The following is a 17,640-nucleotide window of genomic DNA, read 5'->3' as shown; positions in this document are numbered from 1 at the left end:
GCCAACTGATGGAGTCTGTTCGGATGTCGCGCTGGGCAAAGGCGACGGTTGCCGTCGTCGCGGCCGCGCTGACGCTGGGCCTGACCGCCTGCGGCTCGTCGAGCGACGACGCGGATGCCGGGGGCGAGCCGGTGACCATCACGCACGCACGCGGCTCGACCACGGTGCCCGGCACCCCCAAAAGAATTGTCACCCTCGGCAATCAATGGCTCGACACCACGCTGGCGCTCGGTGTGACGCCGGTCGGGTACGTGGATAACGTCGCGGCGACGACCAAGAGCACACCGCCGTGGGCGCCGAAGACACTGGATGCCGCGAAGGCGCTGAACACGATTGGCAATATCGCCGAACAGGTGGCGGCACTGGAGCCGGATCTGATCCTCGCCGATCCGTTCGTCGCCGATCAGAAGACCTACGACGAGCTCTCCAAGGTGGCCCCGACCCTGCCCGCGCTCGACAAGAACACGGTGACGCCGTGGCAGGACCTGGTGAGCGCGCTGGGCAAGGTGCTGCGTAAACCGGACGCTGCCGCGAAGGTCATCGCCGACGTCGACCAGAAGGTCGAGGCGATTGCGCAGGCCAATCCCGGACTGAAGGGCAAAACCTTCGCCAGCACCTGGTTGGCGAGCGCCGCCCAGCTCATGGTGCTCATCGATCCCAATGACGGATCCAGCAGGCTGTTCGCGAAGTTGGGCATGGGCATTCCGAAGGACCTGACCGAACTACCCGGAAACCAGGGTGGACGAGTGGCGTTGTCACCGGAGCGCGTCGACAAGCTCACCGCCGACCTGCTGCTCGCCGGCTACTCCCCCGGCCTGGACGAGAAGTATCGCCAGCTGCCCGGCTACGGCGACCTGCCCGCGGTACGCAAGGGCTCGGTGGTGTTCCTCACCACCCAGGAGATCAGCGCGATCAATCAGCCGACGGCGCTGTCGGTGCCCTACATCCTGAACAAACTGGAGCCAGCCTTCGCCGCCGCGGCGAAGTAGCCGACGCTTCCCCACCATCGGATCGACAAGCGGAGGTCAGCGGTTTTGTCCGCCGTCATATATCCCGACCAGACCAGGTACGCGCTGCGTGCGGGTGTCACGTGCCTGACCAGCGCCGCGGGCGCGGTGTTGCTCGATCCGCCGCGCAACGAGCGGCTTTCCGACCTCGATAGCGGGCAGCTGCAGGCGCTGCGGACGCTGAATCAGGGTCCGGCCACGGTGTCGCAACTGTCCGCCGGATCGGGTACCGATGATGTCGCCGGGCTGATGGACCGGCTGACCGACGGCGGCTGGCTGTCGATCACCGTGCGGGACGGCGGTCGCAATCTGTACAGCATCCGGCCGTTCGGGCAGCCGCCCACGCGGCCCGCCACCCGGCTGCCGTGGCGCGCGACGCTGTCGAAATTCGCCGTGCTGCATCGGGATTCGGACGGCTTCGTACTCGAGCACCCGCGGTCCTGGTGCGATGTGCGGATCCACGATCCGAGACTGCTCTCCCTGCTCGACGGTTTCGGCGCAGCCGAGTCGCCGCTAGCGGTCTCGATCAAGTCCCAGCTCGCGGCGGATCTGCACTGGTGTGGATTTCTCGTCGCGGATCCGGACGACGAGGAGCAGGACTTCGCCTCACGCAGCTGGCATGCCGCCGATTTGTGGTTCCACCGTCGCCGGACGCTCGGCGAGCGCTCCACCCCATTCGGCACCCCGACGTGGGGCGAGCAGAGTTTCCCGCAGCCGCCCGCACGGAAGCCGAATTATCCCGGCGAACCGGTGCCGCTCGCGACGCCCGACCTGGCCGCTCTGCGCGCCACCGATCCGACGCTGACCGCGGTATTCGAGGAACTGCACGCCAACCGCGCGCCCGATACTCCCGCCCCGATCACCCGGAACAGGTTGGCCGAGCTGCTGTATCGGACCGCACACACCCGAACTGCCGGTCCCGGTGCGGAATCGGCTGCGCCTTCCGATCCGTCCGGCGGCAGCGGGTACGAATTCGAGTTCTATCCGATCGTGCGGCAGGTCGCCGGGCTGACACCGGGCATGTACCACTACAACTCCGTCGACCACGTGCTGCGACCGGTGGCCGACCTGGATTCGCCTGCGGTGCAGCGGCTCCTGCGCCCACTCTCGGCTACCGGCGCGGATGACGCCGCATCACAGCTGCTGTTGCTGCTCGCCGCGCGGACGGGGACCGCACAGCAGGTGCCCTATGCCGACATCTTGAAGCGCGTCGGAGTCGTGATGCAGACCGTCTCCCTCGCCGCGGCCGCGATGGGACTCGGCACCTGCGCCGAGGGCCGCTGCGACACCACCGCATTCGCCACCGCGGCGGGCGTGGACGAGCTGGTGGAGTGCGCGGTCGGCAGCATCATTGTCGGCTCACCCGCGCGCGACCGCTGACCGAGGCGCGAGCTTTCGGCCAGTGGCGGGCCAGGTCGAGCAGGTGGCCGAGCTCGGAGGTCTTGTCCCGCGCGGACATCTGACGCCGATGCGACGGCTGTGCGCCGACCGGTGGGTGCCCCTCGGCTCGGGCTCGTGCCGCCAGGGCGAGCTGCGTGGCGTAGGTCTCGACGGACGACTCGGGCCCGTCGCCGACGGATAGATGCGGCCTGAGTTGCAGCAAGGCGTCGGTGATTTCCACCCGCATCCGGTACAACCGTGACTCGGGATCACGGCCACGGCCGACACCCGCGGGCAGCACCACCTCGGGTACCGCCGTGGTGAGATCCCGCCAGAGCAGCGCGAGCCTGCGCAGATGTCGACCGGTCCGATCCAATCCGGTGCGCGCAGCGATCATGTGCGCCAACGGCACGGCGATGATGAGCGCCACCAGCACACAGAACAGGCTCGACACCACACTCCACCTGGCCGAGAGGGCGCCGGGTGGTTTGCCGTCGAAGGCCTGCACCATCATCAGGGCCGCCCCGACGAACCAGCCCGTCGTCAACATGAGCAGGCCGAGATACGGAACCCGGGTCAGCAACGAGGCTTCCGCTCGGATATCGCGCACACAGGCCCGCGCGATGTGCACACCGGCCACCAGCAACGGAATATTGAAAACCGCCCAACTGACCACCGTCGACACCCAGAAGTCCGCTCCGCCAACACCTTCCGCCGGACCGGGCAGCACCGCCGTCAGGCCGCCCACAACGGCCATGATGTCGTAGCGGCGCTGACGATCGTGGGTACCCGCCGGGTCGGCGCCGACGAAAAGCTTTGCCACCCCGTAGATATTGGCAACCGACAGCACCGAGCAGAACAGGTAGAGCTGAACCGCTGCCGCTTCGTGGCCCGCGGCGAGCACGCAGTGCTGCATCACCGCCCCGACCGACACCCACGCGGCCGCGCGAGTGACGAGCCGGGCGGTGAGCGTGGCGTCGACCAGCAGCCATCGAGCCAGTGTGACCGCGCACAACGCCGCGATTGCCGCGATGACCACCGGCATCGGTGCGGGCGCAGTCATCGCCGCAGTCCAGCTCGGCGCGCCGAGGCGGGGACCTCGGTCGGCACCAGAGACGACATCGACATTTCCCTACGCGTTCGACTGATCAGCGGGAGCTGATATTACGGGGTCTCCCCGCCCAGGGCTGTGGCGTAGCCGGCAGGATCCGTTCAGCCCTGGGCGGCCCAGGAGTTTCGCAACGCGGCCAGGGCCGCCTCGGACAGACCCGACGTCGACATCGGCTCGTGCCGATGTTCCTCGACGCGTGGTTGTACCGACTCCGTTGCCGAACAGTCCTTGCCCGCCGAGTCCACTGCCGCCGACAGTGCCGCGATGGTGGGATGCTCGAACACCAGCTGCGGAGTCAATGCGAGGCCCGCCTCGGCCGCGCGCGCGGCCAATCGAATCGCGATGACGCTGTCACCGCCGAGCGCGAAATAGCTGTCCGAGCGGTCGATCTCGGTGATCTCCAGCAATTCTTCGAGCAGTGCTACCAGGACTCGCTCGGTGTCTGTGCGCGGCGGTCCGGCCTCGGCGGTCGCCGCGGTCGCGGCATGGCGCACCACGGTGCGCGCGGTGTCCCAACCGTCCGGCCGGATGTCCAGCTCGCTGAGCGACACCTCGGCATCGGACGCGAACGCGGTCATGATCGCCGCCAATGTGTCGGCGAACAGTGCCCCGGTCGCCTCGTCGTAGAGGTCGGCATTGAGTACGACTCCCACCGCGAGCGCGCCGGTGGGTTCGACCAGGAAATCCAAGTGCACATCGACGAAGGCCGCGTCGTACTGCGGCGTGAGCACGGTGACTGTCGTCTCGCCGCGTGGTCCGAAGCCGACCGGACGCGGACGGTGCCCGAACTGCATCATCACCTGGAACAACGGATTGCGAGCCAGTGCCCTTGGCGGATCGAGTGTTTCGACGATCCGCTCGAACGGCACATCCTGGTGCGCGAGGGCGCCGAGCGCCGTTTCGCGGGCGCGATCGAGCACGGTACGCAGCGTCGGGGCACCCGACAGGTCGTTGCGCAGTACCACCATGTCGGCGAACAATCCGACGAGCCGCCCGACCTGCGCGTCGATGCGGTTCGCGATGGTCGCACCGATCGGCACATCGTCGCCACCGCCGAGGGTGTGCAGCAGCACCGCACTGGCCGCCTGGCACAGCATGAACTCGGTCGCACCGCAGGACTCGGCGAGTGCGCGCGCGGCGTGCCAGGTCGCCGCCGGGATGATCCTGGTCGTGGTGAGCCCGGTGTTGCCGAGGACAGCGGGCCGCGGACGATCGTGTGCCACCGCAATCTCGACGGGCAGCCCGGCGAGTGCGTCACGCCAGTAGTCGAGCTGGGCCCGACCGTAATCGCCGAGCTCGTCGCGGCCGGGGTTACGGTCGAAGGTCTGTCGCTGCCAGCTCGCGAAATCGGGAAATTGCAGGCCGAGCGCGGGCCAGTCGGGAGCGGCGCCACCCAGCCGGGCGCGGTAGGCCAGGATGAGATCTTCGATGAAGATCCGGCAGGATTCGCGGTCGGTGATCAGGTGATGCATCAGCACCGACAGCACGTGTGTCTCGGGTCCCAGCTCGAACAACCGAGGCCGGATCAGCGAGTCGCCGGCAAGGTCGAAGACGTGCGCGGCATCGGCGGCCAGCGCATCCGCCAGCCGAGCCGCGATCTGGTCCGGCGCGCCGTCGAGCACGACAGTCGGCACCGGCACTTCGACCGCTTCCCGCACCCATTGGTACGGCGTCCCCTCGTGTTCCGGAAAGACTGTGCGCAGCGCGTCGTGCCGGGTAATGACGTCACCGACCGCCGCGATGAGCATGCCGGTGTCGATCGGCCCGTCGATTCGGATGGCGAACCGGAAGTTCTCCCACTCGAACGCACCTTGCAGTTGCCGCCGCAGCCACAGCGCCCGCTGCGAGTACGACAGCGGAACGCGTTCGGGCCGTGGCTGTGCACCGAGCGTCGAAGCAGGCGCGACCGCGCTGCGGCGCAGCACTGCCGCGTCATCGAGATCTGCACCGTGCTGATCGCGATAACGCTCGACCAGGTGTGCGGCCAGCTCCGCGACCGTCGGCGCGTCGAATGGCGCGCGCACGTCGATCTCGACGCCGAAGGCGGCGCGCACCACCGTGACCAGCCGGACGGCCAGCAGGGAGTGGCCACCGAGCTCGAAGAAGGAGTCGTCGGCACCCACTCGGTCGACGTCGAACATCTCGCCGTACAGCGCGGCCACTCGAACCTCGATGGGCGACTCGGGCGCTCGGTAGCTGCGGGTCAACACCAGTTCCGGCTCGGGAAGCGCCCGGCGATCGAGTTTGCCGTGCGCGCTCAACGGCACCTCGTCGAGCACGGCGAACGCGGCAGGCACCATGTGCTCCGGCAGCGCGGCTGCGACGGCGGCGCGCACCTGTCGCGGATCGATGTCGCTACCAGGTTCCGGTACGAGATAGGCCGTGAGGAGCGGCCCCAGCGTGTCGTGCTCGGTGACGATCGCGACACACTGTGCGACGGTGGGGTGATCGGTGATCGCCGCCTCCACCTCACCGAGTTCGATCCGAAAGCCGCGCACCTTCACCTGCTCGTCGGCGCGCCCGATGAATTCGATCTCGCCTTCGGCGGTGCGCCTGGCGAGATCGCCGGTGCGATACAACCTTTCCCCGGCCAGGAACGGATCGGCGACGAATCGCTCCGCGGTCAGCGCGGGCCGGTCCAGGTAGCCCCGCGCGAGCTGCCGACCGCCGAGATAGATCTCGCCGACCACCCCGGGCGGCACCAACCGCATCGATTCGTCGAGCAGATAGACGTAGACGTTGCGGTTCGGATATCCGATCGGCACTATCCCGGCACCCTGTGGGCCGTCGACCGGCATCGAGGTCGAGCAGACGACCGCTTCGGTCGGCCCGTAGTGGTTGCGCATTTCGGCGTCGAATTGCGCGGCGAACCGGTCGGCGAGCTCACCGGGCAGCGCCTCACCGCCGATCGGTACGTGCCGCAGCGCGCGCCAGTCGTTCGATTCGGGCAGCATCAGCAGGGCCGACAGCAGCGAGGGCACCATCTGTAGCACGGTGATGCCGTGCCGCGCGATCAATTCGGTGACATACGGAATGTCGCGGTAGGGATTGGCTTTCGGGACGACGATGCTCGCGCCCGCGATCAACGGCAGGAAGAGCTCGGGCAGCGACGCGTCGAAACTCACGGAGGTCGCCTGCAGCGCCCGCTCCGGCACGCTCGCGTCCCAGTCGGCGGCGAAACACACGAGATGGTCGGCGATCGCCGCGTGCGAGACCGGCACGCCCTTCGGCTTGCCGGTCGAGCCCGAGGTGTAGATGACATAGGCGAGATTCGATGGGCGCAGCGGCGCCAACCGATCGGCATCCGTCGGATCGGCATCCGGTAACTCGCCCGCTTCGGCTTCGGCCGCCGCGACATCGACGGCATTCAGCGACAGCGTCGGCCGCGCATCCGACAACAGATAGTCGATCCGGTCCTCGGGGTAGGCCGGGTCGATCGGAAGGTACGCGGCACCGGCTTCGAGCACCGCGAGGCTGGCGACGATGAACTCGACGGAGTTCGCCATCCGCAGCGCCACCAGCTGTTCGGGCCCGATACCGCGCCGAATGAGCCAGTGCGCAAGACGATTGGTGCGCTGGCGCAGCGCACGGTAGGTGAGCTCCTCGGTGTCCGACAGCACCGCGACCCGGTCCGGCGTCGCCGCTGCCTGCCGTCGCACCAGCTCGACCAGCGTGGTCGCGGGTGCGTCGATGAGCGGTCCGTGCGACGCGGCGAGAATGGCAGCCCGATCATCGGGGCCGAGCATGTCCATATCGCGCAGCGGGCGGTGCGGATCGCGGACCACGCGATCGAGCAGCCGGAGATAGTGCCGCAACAGCTGAGCCACGAGCGCTCGGTCCAGCTCGTCGACGAGATAGGTGGCCGCCACGTGTGCGCCCGCCTCGTCGAGGACCACCATCAGGCCGAGAGTTTCCTGCGCGACCGAGCTGTCCCACGGCAGTTCGGTGGCGTCGATCCCGGGCAGGTCGAAGCCGTTCGCCCCGCCACGCACGCTGAAACTCAGCTGCACCAATTGGGCGAGGCCGTCACGCCCGCCGACCCGGTCGGGACTCACTTCGCGGACCACGCGCTCGACGCCGACACCCTGGTGTGCGAATGCGTCGAAGCAGGCGTCTCTGGTCGAATCCAACAGGTCCGCAAAGGTTTGCGCAGGCGACGGCGCCGCGCGCACCAGCAGGGTATTGCCGAAGTACCCGATGAGCGCCTCGGCGCCGCGGCCACGGCGATCGGTCACCGGCACCGCGACCAGGAAATCCGTTGCGGCCGTGTATCGCTGAACCAGCGCCTGAAACACGGCGAGTAGCACCGTGAACGAGGTCGCCGAGTGCTCGCGGCCGAGCCTCGCGACCAGCTCGAGCAATTCCGCGGACAGCGGAAGCACACACTTGCCCGCGGCGCGCGTCGCGCCGTCGGCTGCCCGCGCGCCGGGCAGTTCGAGGCGCTCCGGCGCGGGGGTCAGCGTGGTGCGCCAGTACGCCAGATCGGCCGCGTCGTCGGCGGCCCGTTCGGTGAGTGCCACATCGGCATACTGGGAACGGATCCCGGGCAGGACGCCGCCGCGATAGGCGGCGTTCAGCTCGGCGAAGAAGACCGGCCAGGAGTCATCGTCCCAGCCGATGTGGTGGATCACCAGCACCAGCACGTGTTCGGTCGGGCCGGTGCGCACCAGCGTCACGCGCAGCGGCACGTCGGCGGTCAGGTCGAACGGGCGCGCGAATTCCCGCTTGGACAACACCTCGAGCCGTCTGCGCCTGCCGTCCTCGGGAAGGTCGCTGAGATCGTGGTGCTGCCAGGTCGTCTCGGCGACGGCGTGCGAAACCTGGTACGGAATACCGTCGGCGCCGACATGGTAAGTGGTGCGCAGGATTTCGTGCCGTGCGACGACGGTGTCGAAGGCCGTACGCAAGCGTGCAACATCGAGCGGACCATTGAGACGGTAACCGACGCACACATTCAGCGTGGTGTCATCCGGTTCGACCGTCTGCAAGAACCACATCCGTTGCTGCGCAGGCGAAAGCGGACCAGGCTCGCCCGCGCGCCTGACCGATTCTGCGGCGGGAGTCGTCGCCAAGGCGCGTTCCCGCAATCGTTGCTGGAGCAACTGCTTGCGGCGAGCGAGGATTTCGTCTGACATAGCGGTCCTTCGAGGTGTGGATTCGATACGGCTGAACGGCGCGTGGACCGCCGATCAATCGGCGCCGACGGCAACCGTGGCCAGCCCGCGGTCCATGGCGTCGACGGCGGCGTGCCAGAGCTCGCCCAGCCGTCGCGCCGCCTCCGCGGTGAATATCGCGTCGCTCCAACGCAGGTAGGTGACCAACTCCGGACCGTCCGCGGTGGTGCGCACCGCCGCGATGACGTCGAGGGCGTAGCGCAGCGGGAAGTCCGGCTCGGCGACGAGCGGCAGGCAGCCGTGCAGCACCGGGTCGGGGATCGGCGCCCACGGCCTGCCCGCCCCGGTCAGGTCGAAGCGACCGAGGTAGTCGAACAGGACCTGCGGCTGCGGCGCGTCGACCAGCTCGGGTGCCGCATCCAGATAGCGCAGCACGCCGTAGTCGATGCCGTTGTTCGGCATGTCGGCCAAGTGCGTGGTGACAGCATCGAGCAGAGCCAAGGCGCGGCCCGGATCCCGCTGTGCGGTGATCACATCCACGCAATCGCCGCCGACGCCGAGCCGGGCGGGCATGATACTGGTGAACCACCCGATCGTGTGCGCGGTGTCGATGTCCGCGCCGAGCACCGCGTCCTCTCTGCCGTGCCCTTCGAGCGCCAGGTAGGTTCCCGCCGTCGCGTCCTGACCGCGCTCGGTGCGCCAACTCGCCAAGGTCATGGTGAGCGCGGTAAGCAGGAATTCCCGCACGCCCGCGGTGCTGCGACGCAGTCCATCCAGGATCGACGCGGTCATCTCCGCTGACGCGGACACCGGGTGCACCTGATAGGAAGACCAGGTATCGGAGGCCGGATCGGGCAACCGGGTGCCGAGCACCGGGTCGGGCGCGGCAACCTGGCCGATCCAGTACTCCCGCTGCGCCGAAACCGCTGCGGTGCCCGCGCGTTCGCGGAGCCGACGGGCCCATTGCCGGTAGTCGACGTGTTCGACCGGCGGGGTCGCCGCGTGCCCGGCGACGATGCGCGCCCAGCTCGCGGCGAGGTCGGCGCCCAGGACATGCCAGGAAACCGGGTCGATGGCCAGGTGATGGACGGTCAGTAGCAGTACGTCCGGGGCGTCGCGCCGGACGAACCACACCGTCCGCAGCATGTCACCGGTGTGCGGATCGATCTCGTCGAGGACCGCACGACTGCGCGCCGCCAGCGCCGCCGGAAAGTCCGTCCCGACCTCGACCATGGACAAGATGTCCGCTGCCCGCACACTGCCGGGTGCGCGCGTGACAAGCTCGTATCCCGTTGTCGTGCTGGTGAATACGGACCGCAGAAGGTCGTGCCCGTCGAGCAGGGCTTGCAACACCGAGGTCAGCCCGGCTCGGTCGATGTTCTCGGGCAGTTCGAGCAGATTGCTCAGACCCAGCCTGCGATAGCCGCCGTACTCGTGCATCCACGACACGATCGGTACCGGACCGACGACGCCGTAGTCCCGCGTCCTCGGCACCTGTTCGGCGCGCACGGTCGCGTCGACGCGCGCGCCGAGCTCACGAATCGTCGACGCGCCGAGCACCAGCTTCGGACTGATCGAAATGCCTTCCCGGCGTAGCGCGTTCACCAGGGTTATCGCCACGATGCTGTCGAGACCGAGACCGACCAGATCGTCGTCGATTCCGGGCACCACACCGCCGCACAGTTCGGCTACGGCGGCGCACAGGCGCTGTTCGGTCGCGCTGCGCGGTCGCGCCTGCACAGTCTCCGCGGCCGACTCCTCGGCGAGTAGCTCGAGTCGCTTGGCATCGAGCTTGCCGTTGCCGGTCACCGGCAGCTGCGCGACGACCAGGATCCGGTACGGAACCATGTAGGCAGGTAACCGCTCACCCAGCGCGCTGCGCAGTTCCGCAGGGCTCAGTCCGGCACCGACCGCGCAGGCGAGCAATGCGGGTCCACCCGCCTTGCGCACCACGATCACCGCGGCGTTCCGCACGCCGGGCAGCGCGAGCAACGCGCTTTCGATATCGCCGATCTCGATCCGATAGCCGCGAATCTTGACTTGGTCGTCCGCACGCCCCAGGTAGGCCAGCTCACCATTCGGCATGCGGCGCACCAGATCTCCGGTGCGATACATTCGCGCACCCGCTCGGAAGGGGTCGGCGACGAATCGCTCGGCGGTGATTCCCGGCTGCCCTACGTACCCGCGCGTCACCTGGGCACCGGACAAATACAATTCACCGGCCACCCCGATCGGGACCTGGCGTAGCCGCGAATCGACGACGTAGCCGGTCATCCCGGTGACCGGCGTACCGATGGTCGGTTCCGCATCCGGTCCGGCCACCGCGGCGACCACCGCCTCCACCGTCGTCTCCGTGGGGCCGTAGCAGTTGTGCACGGCGATATCGGCGAGGGCGCACAGTCGTTGCCACAGCGGCACACCGATCGCTTCGCCACCGAGCGCGAGGACCGACAGCGGCGTGTCCGCGTCGACCAGCCCGGCCGCGGCGAGCTGAGCGAACATCGACGGCGTCGTGTCGATCATGTCCAGCCGGTGCCGCCGGACGCCGGCGACCAGCCGCTGCGCATCGCGCATGTCCTCGGCGTCGAAGAGGTGGACGGCGTGTCCGTCGAGCAGTCCGATCAGCGGCTGCCAGGACGCGTCGAAGCTCAGCGACCAGGCATGCGCGATGCGCAACGGCCGGCCGAGCCGGGCGACCGCGGGGCGGTACACCCGGTCGCGGTGGTCGGCGAAATACGCGGTCAACGCGGCGTGGGTGCCGAGGACGCCCTTGGGTTCTCCGGTGGATCCCGAGGTGAAGATCAGGTAGGCGCCGTGCTGTGGCCGCGGTGGTTTCGGCTGCAGACCGGACGCGCTGTCGACGAGCTCTGCATACGCCAGCACCCGCGGACGTTCGGCAAGAGTGTCGAGCGCGGGCAGGCCCGCATCGTCCACCACGACCAACCGCGAACGAGACTGGCGCAGAATGGATTCGATGCGGGCGGGGGGCAGTTCACGGTCGACCGGGACGTAGGCCGCACCGCTGGCGAGCACCGCGAGGATCGCGACGATCGACTCCGCAGAACGAGGGAGAGCAAGGGCGACAACATCTTCCGGGCCGACGCCGTGAACGGTCAATGCTCCGGCCATCCGCTCGACAGCGTCGGACAACTCGCGGTAGGTATACCGCCCGCGCTCGGTGCTCAGCGCGAGCGCATCCGGTGTCGCCGCCACCTGGCGGGCGAACAGTTCCGGCACGCTGACCTCACCTACATCCGGCGCGAGCGCTGCCGGGGCTTGCGGATGTTCGCCGGGCAGCAGGATATCCATGGCGTCGGGGCCGAGCTCGCCGATCACGGGCAGTTGCCGCAACACCGAGAGCAATCGAGCGCCGATATCGCGGCCGGACAACGCGCCGAGCACCGCTTGCACGGCCTCGATCGTCACGACCAGATGCCCCTCGTACAGGAACGAGGTGACCGCCAAGGGGTAGTGCGTCAGGCTCTCCGACGTGATCGGCCGGAACCGGGTGCCGTCCGCGGTCACGGTGGGGCGCAGGACATCGGCCATGGGCGCGTTCTCGAACACGAACAGCGTGTCGAAAAGGGCTCCGGAACCGGCAGCACGCTGGATCGACGACAGACTCACGTAGGCGAGTTCGCGCATCGGTGCCGACTCACGCTGCAGCCGCAGGCAGCCGTCCAGCACGGTGTCGGCGCCGACGTGCACCCGGACCGGGATGGTGTTGATGAACAGGCCGATCATGGTTTCCACGCCGGACAGCTCGTCCGGCCGGCCGGAAACGGTGGTACCGAACACGATGTCGCGCCGGTCGCACAACCTGCCGAGGACGACGGCCCAGGCGTACTGCACCACCGTATTCATGGTGAGCCCGTTGGTTCGCGCCCATGCCGTCAACAACGCGGTGTCGGCCGGGTCGAGAGTCGAGGTGTCGATGGTGGGGACGATGGTGTTCACCGTCGCGTCCGCGCGATCGGCCAGGTGCAGTGGGTCGACCTCGGCGAGGTAGGCACACCAGCGGTGCAGTGCGGCGTCGGTATCGCGCGCCGCGAGCCAGCCGATGTAGTCCCGGTACGGACGTGGCGGGGGCAGCGCGTCCGCCGCCGCGCCCGCTTCGTACAGTGCATAGAGCTCGCGGAAGAACACGCCGAGGGACCAGCCGTCCAACAGGATGTGATGCGCGGTCAGCACCATCCGTCGCGACTGATCCGGCAGCGTGAGCAACAGCACGCGCAACAGAGGGCCACGCGCCAGCTCGAACGGGCCGCGGGCTTCGGCGGCGACGACATCGTCGAGTTCGGCTGTGCCGACGCTGCGTTCGGCCCACGGCAGCTCGGCTACGGTGGGTACGATCTGCACCGGTTTCGGCAGATCGCGGTCCCAGAAGGACGCGCGCAGATTGGCGTGCCTGCGCAGGATCATCTCGACACTGCGACGCAGCAGCGCGATATCGACCGGGCCTGCCACCTCGAAGACGAACTGGAAGGAATACAGGTCGCCCTCGCCTGCCAGCCTGGCCAGCGTGAACAGGCCCTCCTGCAAGGGGCTCAGCGCAAGCACGTCCTCGATGTCCGGCACGGTCGCCTGGGTATTCTGCGTCATCCGGCGACTCCTCAGCTTCGGTTCTCGGATACGAGCAGCACGACATCGTCCAGCGAGGCGCCGGCCAGAATCCGCGTCACCGGTACGTCGCGGTCCAGCGTCGACGCGAGCCGCGCGTGCAGGTCGAGTGCCTGCAACGAGTCGAACCCGAGTGCGACCAGTGGGACCGAACTGTCGATCTCGTCGCGGCCGTCGGTGAGCATCACTCGAGCGACTTCCCGCCGAATAATCTGCGCGTAGTCGACGGGCACGTCTGCGGCTCGGACCGATTCCACTGTGGCCTGCGCAGGCTCCGCGAGTACCGGCCGCGGGACCGCAGGCGCCAGTGCGGTCAGCGCCGGCGCGAAAACCGATGCGAGACCGGCAATCTCGATAGTCTCGCGCAGGCGATCCCACTGTGCCGACAGGACAACGCTGTTCGCGCTGCGGCCGGTGAAGCCGGCGGTTATCGCCGCCGCGGCGTCCATCGTGCGCAAACCGGCGCCGAGGACCCGGGTCTCGGCCTCGCCGTGCTCCTGAGCGGACAGCCCCCACAAACCCCACTGCACCGCAACACAATCCAAACCCTGCGCACGTAGCCGCACAGCGAGGCCGTCGAGCATGCGATTCGTGCCCGCATAGAGGGCCTGCCCGCGACCACCGAGGCTGGCCGCGAACGAGGAACACAGCAGCACTGTGCAGTCGTCGGCCAAAGGCACCGCGCGCAAAACCTCGCCGACCCCGAGCACCTTGGCCGCGGTCGCCCGGCCCACCGCCGCGGGATCCAGCTGGGACCACACGTAATCGACCGCCGCATGCACGACGACGCTCGCAGGCCGCTGGGCATAGCGGCGCGCCAAGCCCGCGACCGCGGCCGAGTCGGTGATGTCGCAGGCGACCACCTCGATCTCGGCCGGACCGAGGGCGCGGATCTGCCGCAATCGTTCGGTGAGCGCAGGGGTTTCACCGGTCCGGCTCACCAGGGTGATCCGGTCCGCGCCGTCGCGTACGAACCGTGCGCAGAACTCGCGGCCGACATGTCCGGTACCACCCAGAATCAGCACGTCGCGCGGTGGCGGCGCAGGCGCAGTGGACCGTTCGGCCACGACAAGTCGTTTCGCATGCAACTTGCCGTGTCGTATCGCGACTTCCGGCTCGTCGCCGACATGGACCGCCTGAATGATCTTGTCGGCAACCGCTTGCGGATCCTGGTCACCGACCTCCCCAGGCAGATCGAGATGCCGGAAAGCGACGCCGAGATGATCGAGCCCGAGGCAACGAAACGCCGCGCTGATCGCCGCGTGACCGAGCGCGGGCAGGTCGTCCGGCGTGACCGCCTCCGCTCCAGTGGTCACCAACCAGCATTCGGTGACCCCTGGTGCCAGCGTGGTCAATCGCGCTGCGGCCGAGGCAAACGCGGCGAGTTCGGCTACTGCGCCGGCCTCGTCGGTGGCGCCGACCGTCGGCAGCAACAGCATGACCGTATCGAATTGTTGTGCACTGCTGAATATTTCGGCACTGCTCGATATTTCGGCGCCGAATCGAGGGGCACGCGCGTGCAGCAGCGCCGCCAAGTCGCCGTCGCGCTCGTCGTGGTCGATGAGCAGCACCGTCCGCGGCGCCGTCAGTGATCGCTGAGCCAGGGTGGTCCACTGCTCGTGCAGCCGGACCGGTGCTGCGGCGGCTGTCACGACGGTAGCGGCCTGCGGCTCTGATTGGTACGGCGCCCACAACCTTTTCGTGCTCATCACCGTCGCGGGGAAGTCACGCAGCGGCAGCGAAGGTACCCGCTCGTCAGCCCCACTGCGCAAGCTCTGCCAGGGGTAATGCGCGTCGTTCACCGCGATCTCCGCCACGTTCCTGGTGAACTCGGCCAGACCCACCGCTGTGCGTTGCGAGGTTCCCACGACCAGGAAATCTCGCGCGCTCGATCGCGAACTGGGCGACCGGGCCGACAAGTTCTCCCGTATCGCGGGCTGCAGCGTCGGATGCTCAGCGATCTCGACGAACGTGTCGACGGTCTCGGCGGCCGCCATGATCGCTCGATCGAAACGGACGCGGTTGCGCATGTTCCAGTACCAGTACTCTCGATGGGTCAGGTCCTGCGTGACCACCGCGCCGAGAGTTGCTCCGTAGCAAGCGATCTCGCTCGGCAGGAAGGTGGAGTCGGCGAACTCGTCTTCGAGCAGCTGCTGGAACTCGGTGCGCAAGCCGGTGATCATCGAGGTATGCGCCGGGAAGGACAGCTGGAGCTGCCTGGCGAAGATTCCCTTCGCGGTCGCGAATTGCACGAGGTCGGCGATGGTTTGCCGCTCGCCGGAAACACCGACCAGCCGTGGCGCGTTGACCACGGAGACCTCCGCCCAGCCGGAATGCCTGGCCAGCAGTTCCTCGCAGTCCGCACGACCGGTGCCGAACACCGCCACCGCGTACTCCTGCGGTAGCCGTTGCTCGAGCAACTCGGCGCGATGCGCCACGATCAGCACGGCGTCGCGCGTCTCGAGGGCACCCGCGACCGCACAGGCAGCGAGCTCGCCCTGGCTGTGCCCGACAGTCACCACCGGGTCTACCCCGACGGATCGCCACATCGCGGCCAGGCCGATCAGGTGAAACATCCTGGCGGGCTGGACTTCCGGAAGCGAACCGGCGGGCGCCGCCACAGTGCCGAGCAGATAGCGCAACGCGCGGTCATCGCCGAACCGGTCGCGGTGCAGGGCCGCGCAGTCATCCACCGCCGCGCGATAGGCAGGCGAGAGTTCGTAGTAGAGCTTGCCCATGCCGGCATGCTGGCTACCCTGCCCGGGGAACACGAAACCGATCCGTCGCGGCGCGGCCGGGCCGTCGGAAGTCACCAGGGCGGGGTGCGCGCTGTCCGTGCACACGGCGCGCAGCGCGTCGAGCAGATCCGCGCGCTCGGTCGCCATGATCAGTGCCCGGTATCGGCGCGCGATCCTGGTCCGAAACAATTGGCCGGCCAGGCGTTCCGGCGTGGTGTGCGGGTTGTCGTGCAAATACGCCAGGATCGCCGCCGCCTCGGCGCGCACGCCGTCGGCACTGTCGGAGGAGAGCAGGACCGGGACGGTGTTGTCCGGCAGCCGGTAGTTACCCATTGTTGTCCTCCTGAACGGGCATACCGACGATCGCGTGCGCGTTGGTCCCGGCGACACCGAACGCCGACACCGCCCCGTAGCGGACCCCGTCCACCGGATCCCACGGTTGATATTTCGTGGCCAGGCGCAGGCTGGTGGCGCTCCAGTCGACCGCTTCGGTCGGATCCTCCGACCAAAGGCTCGGCGCCACATGACCGTTCGCCCCGCACAACAGCACCTTGATCAGGCCGAGGATGCCTGCGGCCGCTTGCGTATGACCGATATTCGACTTGGCCGACCCGAGCAGTGGCCCACGCTCACGCTCCGGCGCGCCATAGGTCCGGATCAGGGCCGACAATTCGAGCGGATCCCCCACCGGCGTTCCGGTGCCGTGCCCCTCGACCACTCCGATGTGCTCGGCCGAGAGATCGGCGGCCGCGAGGGTGTCGCGGATCAATCGTTCCTGTGCCCGCGCGTTCGGCACGGCCAGCGGCGCCCCTTTGCCGTTGTGGTTCACCCGCGAGCCGAGCAGCCTGCCGTAGATGTGATGGCCGAGTGCCCGGGCACGTGACTCACGTTCCAGCACAATGACTCCCGCGCCCTCGGCCCACAGTGTTCCGGTGCTGCCCGCGGCGTAGGCCCGGCAGTGACCGTCGGCGGACAACGCCTTGTTCTTGGCGAACTCGACGAACATGCCCGGCGAACCCATCACGCACACACCGCCGGCCAGGGCCCATTCGCATTCGTTGGCCCGGATCGCCGCCGCCGCCTGATGCACGGCGGTCAAACCCGAAGCGCACGAGGTGTCGACGCTGATCGACGGACCGGTCAACCCGAGACTGTGCGAGATTCGTCCGGCTACCGCACCCAGCGTGGTGCCGGTCATCCGATAGCCGCTGTGTTCGGTGACCTCGGCCATCCGTGGGCCGTACTCCAACGGCGTCGCACCCATCCAGCAGCCTGCGGCGTTCCCATCCAGCGCACCGGGATTCAAGCCCGCGTCTTCAACTGCCCGCCAGGCGACGCGCAGTCCGACACGCTGTTGCGGGTCCATGGCGACCGCTTCGCGCGGTGTGATCCCGAAGAATCCGGGATCGAATTCCGCTGCACCCCGCAGAAATCCACCCGCGTCGCACACCTCGGCCCAACCCTGGTTATCGCCGAGGGCGAATAGCTGTTCGAGCGGCCAATCCCGATCCCGCGGAAAAGGTCCGATGAGTTCCCGCGAGCCGGCCAGCGCCGACCAGAATTGCCCTGGACTATCGATGCCGCCGGGCGCCTCGACGCCTATTCCTACGATGACTACGCCGTTTTCGTCCCCCGAAACCGATACTGCCATGGTGCACCTAACGTGAACG

At 68.3% G+C, this 17,640-nt stretch carries 7 protein-coding genes; 2 read left to right on the top strand and 5 right to left on the bottom strand.

Annotation, left to right across the window (positions count from 1 at the left end; genetic code table 11):
* Positions 1-8 precede the first annotated feature (8 nt).
* Together IBX18_RS13565 and IBX18_RS13560 are read left to right on the top strand one after the other, a co-directional pair.
* The gene (locus IBX18_RS13565; protein WP_194834043.1) at positions 9-989 is read left to right on the top strand and encodes an ABC transporter substrate-binding protein; all 981 of its coding nucleotides are present in this window, start codon (positions 9-11) and stop codon (positions 987-989) included.
* 45 nt (positions 990-1,034) lie between these two features.
* Positions 1,035-2,387 (top strand): SagB family peptide dehydrogenase, encoded by a 1,353-nt coding sequence (locus tag IBX18_RS13560; RefSeq protein WP_194834042.1) that lies wholly within the window; start codon positions 1,035-1,037, stop codon positions 2,385-2,387.
* Here the strand turns inward: IBX18_RS13560 and IBX18_RS13555 are convergent.
* From IBX18_RS13555 to IBX18_RS13535, 5 genes are all read right to left on the bottom strand, one after another.
* Positions 2,356-3,450, bottom strand: a complete 1,095-nt coding sequence (locus IBX18_RS13555; RefSeq protein WP_194834041.1) for an MAB_1171c family putative transporter — start codon at positions 3,448-3,450, stop codon at positions 2,356-2,358. The two genes, IBX18_RS13560 and IBX18_RS13555, sit on opposite strands and share 32 nt — an antisense overlap.
* Positions 3,451-3,599: 149 nt before the next feature.
* Complete coding sequence (locus IBX18_RS13550; RefSeq protein ID WP_194834040.1) at positions 3,600-8,633, bottom strand: non-ribosomal peptide synthetase; 5,034 nt, start codon at positions 8,631-8,633, stop codon at positions 3,600-3,602.
* Positions 8,634-8,687: 54 nt separating this feature from the next.
* Positions 8,688-13,214, bottom strand: coding sequence for a non-ribosomal peptide synthetase (locus IBX18_RS13545; protein WP_194834039.1), 4,527 nt, complete (start codon positions 13,212-13,214; stop codon positions 8,688-8,690).
* Between the two features lie 11 nt (positions 13,215-13,225).
* Positions 13,226-16,303: a nocobactin polyketide synthase NbtC gene (nbtC, locus tag IBX18_RS13540; protein ID WP_194834038.1), complete on the bottom strand. Its 3,078-nt coding sequence runs from the start codon at positions 16,301-16,303 to the stop codon at positions 13,226-13,228.
* Positions 16,296-17,621 carry a polyketide synthase gene (locus tag IBX18_RS13535; protein ID WP_194834037.1) on the bottom strand — a complete coding sequence of 442 codons (1,326 nt, stop codon included), beginning with the start codon at positions 17,619-17,621 and terminating at the stop codon, positions 16,296-16,298. Before IBX18_RS13535 ends, nbtC begins: the two co-directional genes overlap by 8 nt.
* Positions 17,622-17,640: the final 19 nt, after the last annotated feature.

The sequence above is a fragment of the Nocardia sp. XZ_19_369 genome, assembly GCF_015355715.1.
Classification (GTDB): domain Bacteria; phylum Actinomycetota; class Actinomycetes; order Mycobacteriales; family Mycobacteriaceae; genus Nocardia.
This window is presented reverse-complemented; position numbering and strand designations above follow the sequence as displayed.

Coding starts and splice junctions, on each gene's coding strand:
- IBX18_RS13550 (WP_194834040.1), bottom strand. CDS start 8,633: ATGTCAGACGAAATCCTCGCTCGCCGCAAGCAGTTGCTCCAGCAACGA.
- nbtC (WP_194834038.1), bottom strand. CDS start 16,303: ATGGGTAACTACCGGCTGCCGGACAACACCGTCCCGGTCCTGCTCTCC.
- IBX18_RS13545 (WP_194834039.1), bottom strand. CDS start 13,214: ATGACGCAGAATACCCAGGCGACCGTGCCGGACATCGAGGACGTGCTT.
- IBX18_RS13565 (WP_194834043.1), top strand. CDS start 9: ATGGAGTCTGTTCGGATGTCGCGCTGGGCAAAGGCGACGGTTGCCGTC.
- IBX18_RS13555 (WP_194834041.1), bottom strand. CDS start 3,450: ATGACTGCGCCCGCACCGATGCCGGTGGTCATCGCGGCAATCGCGGCG.
- IBX18_RS13535 (WP_194834037.1), bottom strand. CDS start 17,621: ATGGCAGTATCGGTTTCGGGGGACGAAAACGGCGTAGTCATCGTAGGA.